Origin of the sequence: Pseudomonas sp. GW460-12-10-14-TSB1 (assembly GCF_017349775.1) — a bacterium.
Classification (GTDB): domain Bacteria; phylum Pseudomonadota; class Gammaproteobacteria; order Pseudomonadales; family Pseudomonadaceae; genus Aquipseudomonas; species Aquipseudomonas piscium.
In genome coordinates this window covers 67,854-73,941 of record NZ_JACNAC010000030.1, presented here as the reverse complement: position 1 = coordinate 73,941, position 6,088 = coordinate 67,854, and the positions used below count along the sequence as shown (strand labels likewise).

General features: G+C 65.5%; 6 protein-coding genes. All 6 read right to left on the bottom strand.

What is annotated here, in order from left to right:
* Window positions 1–42 precede the first annotated feature (42 nt).
* Entirely contained in the window at window positions 43–483 is a 441-nt protein-coding gene (locus tag J4D52_RS18220) for a CBS domain-containing protein (RefSeq protein WP_025808818.1), read from the bottom strand.
* 95 nt (window positions 484–578) lie between these two features.
* Window positions 579–968, bottom strand: coding sequence for a nitrite reductase small subunit NirD (gene nirD, locus J4D52_RS18215; protein WP_102677299.1), 390 nt, complete (start codon window positions 966–968; stop codon window positions 579–581).
* The gene (gene nirB, locus J4D52_RS18210) at window positions 968–3,529 is read right to left on the bottom strand and encodes a nitrite reductase large subunit NirB (RefSeq protein WP_102677298.1); all 2,562 of its coding nucleotides are present in this window, start codon (window positions 3,527–3,529) and stop codon (window positions 968–970) included. The genes nirD and nirB overlap by 1 nt, the downstream gene beginning before the upstream one ends.
* A gap of 380 nt (window positions 3,530–3,909) precedes the next feature.
* Window positions 3,910–4,524 (bottom strand): RraA family protein, encoded by a 615-nt coding sequence (locus tag J4D52_RS18205; RefSeq protein ID WP_036998220.1) that lies wholly within the window; start codon window positions 4,522–4,524, stop codon window positions 3,910–3,912.
* Complete coding sequence (locus tag J4D52_RS18200) at window positions 4,521–5,300, bottom strand: IucA/IucC family C-terminal-domain containing protein (RefSeq protein ID WP_102677297.1); 780 nt, start codon at window positions 5,298–5,300, stop codon at window positions 4,521–4,523. The genes J4D52_RS18205 and J4D52_RS18200 overlap by 4 nt, the downstream gene beginning before the upstream one ends.
* Window positions 5,297–6,088: an ABC transporter ATP-binding protein gene (locus J4D52_RS18195; protein ID WP_102677296.1), complete on the bottom strand. Its 792-nt coding sequence runs from the start codon at window positions 6,086–6,088 to the stop codon at window positions 5,297–5,299. Before J4D52_RS18195 ends, J4D52_RS18200 begins: the two co-directional genes overlap by 4 nt.

Here is a 6,088-nt window from a genome sequence, read left to right as displayed (position 1 = left end):
TGCGGCAACAACCCGGCAATCTCACTCACCCGCCCTCTCCCCTCAATGCCCGCGAATATAGTGCTCCAGCTGCCGAATCAGATCCGCCTGTTCGACAATCGCCTCTTTCACCAGATCGCCAATCGACAGCAAGCCAATCAGTTGCTGGCCTTCCAATACCGGCAGGTGTCGCAGGTGGCTGTCGGTCATCACGGCCATGCAGCGTTCGATGCTGTGCTGGCTGTCGGCGGTGACCACCGGTGCGCTCATGATGGCGCGGACCGGGGTGCCTACCGATGAGCGGCCTTGCAGCACTACCTTGCGCGCATAGTCGCGTTCGCTGATGACGCCGACCACCTGGCCGGCTTCCATCACCGGCAGCGCTCCGACATTTTTCTGCGCCATTATCTGCAGTGCTTCGAGCACCATCTGGTCCGGGCCGATGCTGTGCACCTGGCGGTTTTCCACGGCCTTCAACTTGAGCAACTGAGCAGCGGTTTTCATGGGCGTCTCCGATACCTTGAGCAACAGGGGTTCCGGCCCCGCGCCACGAGGCGCGGAGTCAGGCATGGATCTGGATTGAAGAAAGGATGGGCGGCTTACTGCACGCCGATTTCCACCACATCGCCGCGCAGCCGCGCCGGCCATGTCCGCAGGCGTTGCTCGGGGTATTCCAGGCAGGTGCCGTCGGCCAGGCGGAAGTGCTGCTTGTACAAGGGCGAGGCGATCACCAGTTCGTCCTTGATGCAGCCCACCAGGCCGCGGCCGATGACGTTGGCGCCGGACTGCGGGTCATGGTTGTCGATGGCGTAGAGGGTCTGCTGCGCGGCATCCGGCAGGTAGATCAGCGCCACTTGGGCGCCGTCGTACCAGACCACCACGCCGCTGTGGCTGACCAGGTCCTGGCGGCTGCACACCGCCTGCCACTGCACGCCGGGCTGCTCGGCGAATCCGCTTTCGATAGGTTGCAGGTTTGGCGACAGGCTCATCAGAGCACCTCCTCGGTGACAGGGATCAGGTTGAGTTCGGCGGCCATGATCGGCCGGCGCTGGCCGCGTTCCTGGACAAAGTGAATGTCCGGGTCCGGGCGCTGGTCGTTGACGAAGGTGCGGAAGCGCTTGAGTTTTTCCGGGTCCTTGAGGGCGTTGGCCCATTCGCATTCGTAGCGGTCTACCACCAGCTGCATCTGCGCTTCCAGCTCGGCGCCCAGCCCCAGGCTGTCGTCGATCACCACCGCCTTGAGGTAGTCCAGGCCGCCTTCCAGGCTTTCGCGCCAGACCGAGGTGCGTTGCAGGCGGTCGGCGGTGCGGATGTAGAACATCAGGAAGCGGTCGATGTAGCGAATCAGGGTCTGGTCGTCGAGATCGGTGGCGAACAGCTCGGCATGGCGCGGACGCATGCCGCCGTTGCCGCAGACGTACAGGTTCCAGCCCTTCTCGGTGGCGATCACACCAACGTCCTTGCTCTGCGCCTCGGCGCATTCGCGGGTGCAGCCGGACACCGCGAACTTCAGTTTGTGCGGCGAGCGCAAGCCCTTGTAGCGATCCTCGATCTCCAGGGCCATGCGCACACTGTCCTGCACGCCGTAGCGGCACCAGGTGCTGCCCACGCAGGACTTCACGGTACGGGTCGACTTGCCGTAGGCATGCCCGGTCTCGAAACCGGCGGCGATCAGCTCGGCCCAGATATCCGGCAGCTGATGCAGCTGGGCGCCGAACAGGTCGATGCGCTGGCCGCCGGTGATCTTGGTGTAGAGGTCGTATTTCTTCGCCACCTGGCCGATCACGATCAGCTTGTCGGCAGTGATTTCACCACCGGCGATCCGCGGCACCACCGAGTAGGTGCCGTTCTTCTGCATGTTGGCCATGAAGGTGTCGTTGGTGTCCTGCAGTGGCACCAGGGAGCGCTCCATGATGGGCTGGTTCCAGCACGAGGCGAGGATAGAACCCACCGCCGGCTTGCAGATATCGCAGCCGACATGGCCGCGGCCATGCTTGGCGAGCATCTCGTCGAAACTGAGGATCCCCTCAACCCGCACCAGCGCGTACAGCTCCTGGCGGGTGTAGGCGAAGTGCTCGCACAGGCTCTTGTCGACGCTGACGCCGCGGGCGATCAGCTCATGCTCGAACACCTGCTTGAGCAGGCCGGCGCAGCCGCCGCAGCCGGTGCAAGCCTTGGTCTGCACCTTGAGCTGGCCGAGCTCGGAGCAGCCGCCGTCGATGGCCGAGCAGATCGCGCCCTTGGTCACGTTATGGCAGGAACAGACCGTGGCCGACTCGGGCAAGGCGCCCGGGCCGAGGGTCGGCGCGCCGGTGCTGGACGGCAGGATCAGGCCGGCCGGTTCGGCGGGCAAGGCGATGCCGTTCTGCATGTATTGCAGCAGGGTGTCGTAGTAGCTGTTGTCGCCCACCAGCACCGCGCCGAGCACCTGCTTGCCGCTGGCATCCACCACCAGGCGTCGGTAGCTGGCCGTGGCTTCGTCGATGAACTGGTAGCTGCGCGCGCCCGGGGTCAGGCCCTGGGCGTCGCCGATGGAGCCGACATCCACCCCCAGCAGCTTGAGCTTGGTCGACATGTCCGCGCCCATGAAAGGCTCGCCAGGCTCGCCGCACAGCTGGGCGGCGACGCTGCGGGCCATCTGGTAACCCGGGGCCACCAGGCCGAAGATGCTGCCGTTCCAGCTGGCGCACTCGCCGATCGCGTAGATGTGTGGGTCGCCACTCAGGCACTGGTTGTCCACCACCACGCCGCCGCGCGGGCCGATCTCCAGCTCGCAGTCACGGGCCAGGGCGTCCTGGGCGCGAATCCCGGCGGAGAATACGATCAAGTCGGTTTCGAGGAAGTCGTCGCCGGCGAAGTTCATCCGGTAGCGGTACTGCTCGCCAGCGCTGATCGACTGGGTGCCCTTGCCCAGATGCACGCCGACACCCAGGGCTTCGATCCGCGCCTTCAATGCGCGACCGCCCTGCTCGTCCAGCTGCACCGGCATCAGCCGCGGGGCGAACTCCACCACATGGGCTTCCAGGCCCAGGCTCTTCAAGGCGTTGGCCGCCTCCAGGCCGAGCAGCCCGCCGCCCACCACCACGCCACGCCGGGCATTGGCGGCCGCGGCGCGGATGCCGTCGAGGTCTTCCAGGGTGCGATAGACCAGGCGCGAATCGCCCTCGGCACCCTCGATCGGCGGCACGAAGGGATAGGAACCGGTGGCCAGCACCAGCTTGTCGTAGTGCACCGGGCCGGTGGCGGTGAGCACCTGGCGGTTGGCGCGGTCGATGCCCAGTACCGCCACCCCCAGGTGCAGGGTCAGGCCCGGCATCTGGTACAACGCGGCATCGCCCAGGGCCAGGGATTCGGCGTCGCGACCGGTGAAATACTCGGACAGGTGCACCCGATCGTAGGCGCGCATCGGTTCTTCGCTGAAGACATGCAGGCGGTACTGCTCGAGGGCGCCGCGCGCCACCAGCTGTTCGACGCAATGATGCCCGACCATGCCGTTGCCGATCACGATCAGGGTTTTGTGTGTGTTCAAAGGGGCAACAATGGCATTCATAAATAGCACCCGACCCAAGCCAATCACGGTTTTTTAAAGCAAAAAAAAGCGCCTGAAACCTCACGGTTCCAGGCGCCTTTGCCTGTTATTTGCGGTGTGCGATCGGGCTGCTGTGCCAGACTCACCGAGTGCCCGTGGCCTGTTGGCCAATCGATCTGCGTTGACCGACGGGGCGGCCCGCCCGCGACATGCGCGGTGGGGCGTTATCGGCTGTCTTGCAGCCTTTGTGCCAGGCTGCGTTGCACGCCTTGAAACGCCGTGCTGGCAGGCTTGCGCGGTAATTCTGCAAGGCTCCCGGATACCCTGCCCGGGGCCCTGAATCGCCTTAGCCTGGTGCAAGACCGGGTCGGCGACGCCTTATAAAAGTGCAAATCCACCACTCAGCCGATAGAAGCCAGGCGCTGCAAGAACGCCGCGCGCCGCTCGCGATCCAGCTCCTCCTTGGCCAACAACTGCGGCAACAACGCCTCAGCCCGCTGCCCGCCGAGAATGAACACGCCGTCGTCGTCACCAATGGCGATATCCCCCGGATTGACCCGCACCCCGGCCACCTCGATCGGTTGGTTGACCTCCCCTTGCTCGCCGATCCCCCGGGTGGTGTAGGCGCTGACGCCACGGCTGAACACCGGCAGGCGATGCTCGCGCAAGGCGGCGACATCGGTGACCGCGCCCTCCACCACCACCCCGGCCAGGCCCTTGATCAGCCCGGCCAGGGTGCGCAGCTCGCCCCAGCAGGCGCACTCCTGATCGCCCACACACTGGATCACCAGCACGTCCCCCGGTTCGCTGAGCAACAGCGCGTCGCGCAGGATGGCGCCATCCGGGGCGAAGACCTTGACCGTCACTACATTGCCGAGCATCCGCAGCCCGTCGAACAGCGGACGGATGCCGCGCAGGTAACCCTCGTCGCCAAAGTGGCCAATGGTCGAAGGCGCGATGCCACGGTAATGCCCGAGCAAGGCAGCGCTGGTGGGTGGTTGGCGCGGAGCGATCATCGGCATTTCCTCGGGCGCAGCAGCGGGCAGGTGGAGCAGTATTCGGCGGGCTCGGTGGCCTCGTAATAGAAGCAGCAGGTCCGGCGAAAGCGGATGCTCTTGCCCTCTTCCAACTGCGTCGGCGGCCGGCGGAAGTGCCGCAGCGGGTTGTAGTCCAGGCCGAACAGCTGCGGCGCGGCCTCGTGCAGCAGCCAGTCGAAGTCAGCTTCGTGGCGCAGGCGGATCAGCGGGTCCTCGACCTTGCTCATGCGTTTTTCGTACAGCGAATAGACCCGCACCGCGGTGTTTTCCCAGAGGATGCGCCGGGAAATGCCGCTGACCCGGTTGAAGGTCTGCCACAGCGGTGCCAGCAGTCCGGCGAATAGCGACTCGACAATGGAGGCGCGCCAGGCTTCGCGTTCGCCCGCGGCATAAACCTGGGGAGCCCGGTCCGGCATCGGCATCGAGGAAGTCCAGAGCCCGTCGTCGTGGCCGTACTCGATCACGCAATCGTCCAGGGACAGCAGCAGGCCCTGGTCGCACACCGACATGGCGTACAGGCAGGCGCCGGTGGCGAGGAAGGAAAAGCGCTTGGCCAGCAGCGAGGCGGTGATCCCTCGGGTCGGCGAACCTATCACTGGCCCCAACTGGTCGAGCAGCGCGATGCAGGTTTCATCGTCGAGCAAGGCCCGGGCACTGAGGGAGCGCTGCCGGTCGCGCTGGGCCATGGGTTTCAGCCGCAGCGCTCCGCTCAGCACGCTCCAGTCTGCCGGGTTGAAGGCGGCTTGCAGGTTCATTGCGGCAGTTCCCGGCCAAAGGGAATGCACAGCGGCGTGCCGAAAAATGGATCGGGGATGATCCGGCAATTGAGGTCGAACACCTGCTTGACCAATTCCTCGGTGAGGATCTCGGCCGGCCGGCCCTGGGCGAACGCGGTGCGTTGGTGCACCGCCACCATATGGTCGGCGTAGCGGCAGGCCAGGTTGAGGTCGTGCAGGACCATGACAATGGTCTTGTTCTCCTGGCGATTGAGCTCGCGCAAAAGGTCCAGCACCTCGATCTGGTGCGCCAGGTCGAGAAAGGTGGTGGGCTCGTCGAGCAGCACGATCTCGGTGTCCTGGGCCAGGGTCATGGCGATCCACACCCGCTGGCGCTGGCCGCCGGACAAGGCATCCACCGGCCGCTCCGCCAGGGCCTGCACCCCGGTCTGCAGCAGTGCGCGCTCGACCATGGCCTCATCCTGGGCCGACCATTGCTGCATCCAGTTCTGGTAGGGATAACGCCCCAGGGCCACCAGCTGGCGCACGGTGATGCCTTCGGGGGCGCTGGGCATCTGCGGCAGGATCGCCAGTTCCCGCGCCACCGCCGCGGTGGATTTGCACTGGATATCCTCACCATTGAGGATCACCGAGCCCTGCTGCGGCTTGAGCAGCCGTGCCAGGGATTTGAGCAGGGTGCTCTTGCCGCAGCCATTGCTGCCGATCAGCACCGACACCTGGCCCGCCGGCAGTTGCAGGTCCAGCCCGTCGATAATCACCTGGCGCTGATAGCCCAGGGTCAGTTGCTGGGTTGCCATCGAGGACAT

What these genes read in the sequence shown, in the direction of transcription:
- J4D52_RS18220 (WP_025808818.1), bottom strand. Translation starts at nt 483, where the DNA reads ATGAAAACCGCTGCTCAGTTGCTCAAGTTGAAGGCCGTGGAAAACCGC.
- nirD (WP_102677299.1), bottom strand. Translation starts at nt 968, where the DNA reads ATGAGCCTGTCGCCAAACCTGCAACCTATCGAAAGCGGATTCGCCGAG.
- nirB (WP_102677298.1), bottom strand. Translation starts at nt 3,529, where the DNA reads ATGAATGCCATTGTTGCCCCTTTGAACACACACAAAACCCTGATCGTG.
- J4D52_RS18205 (WP_036998220.1), bottom strand. Translation starts at nt 4,524, where the DNA reads ATGATCGCTCCGCGCCAACCACCCACCAGCGCTGCCTTGCTCGGGCAT.
- J4D52_RS18200 (WP_102677297.1), bottom strand. Translation starts at nt 5,300, where the DNA reads ATGAACCTGCAAGCCGCCTTCAACCCGGCAGACTGGAGCGTGCTGAGC.
- J4D52_RS18195 (WP_102677296.1), bottom strand. Translation starts at nt 6,088, where the DNA reads ATGTCCTCGATGGCAACCCAGCAACTGACCCTGGGCTATCAGCGCCAG.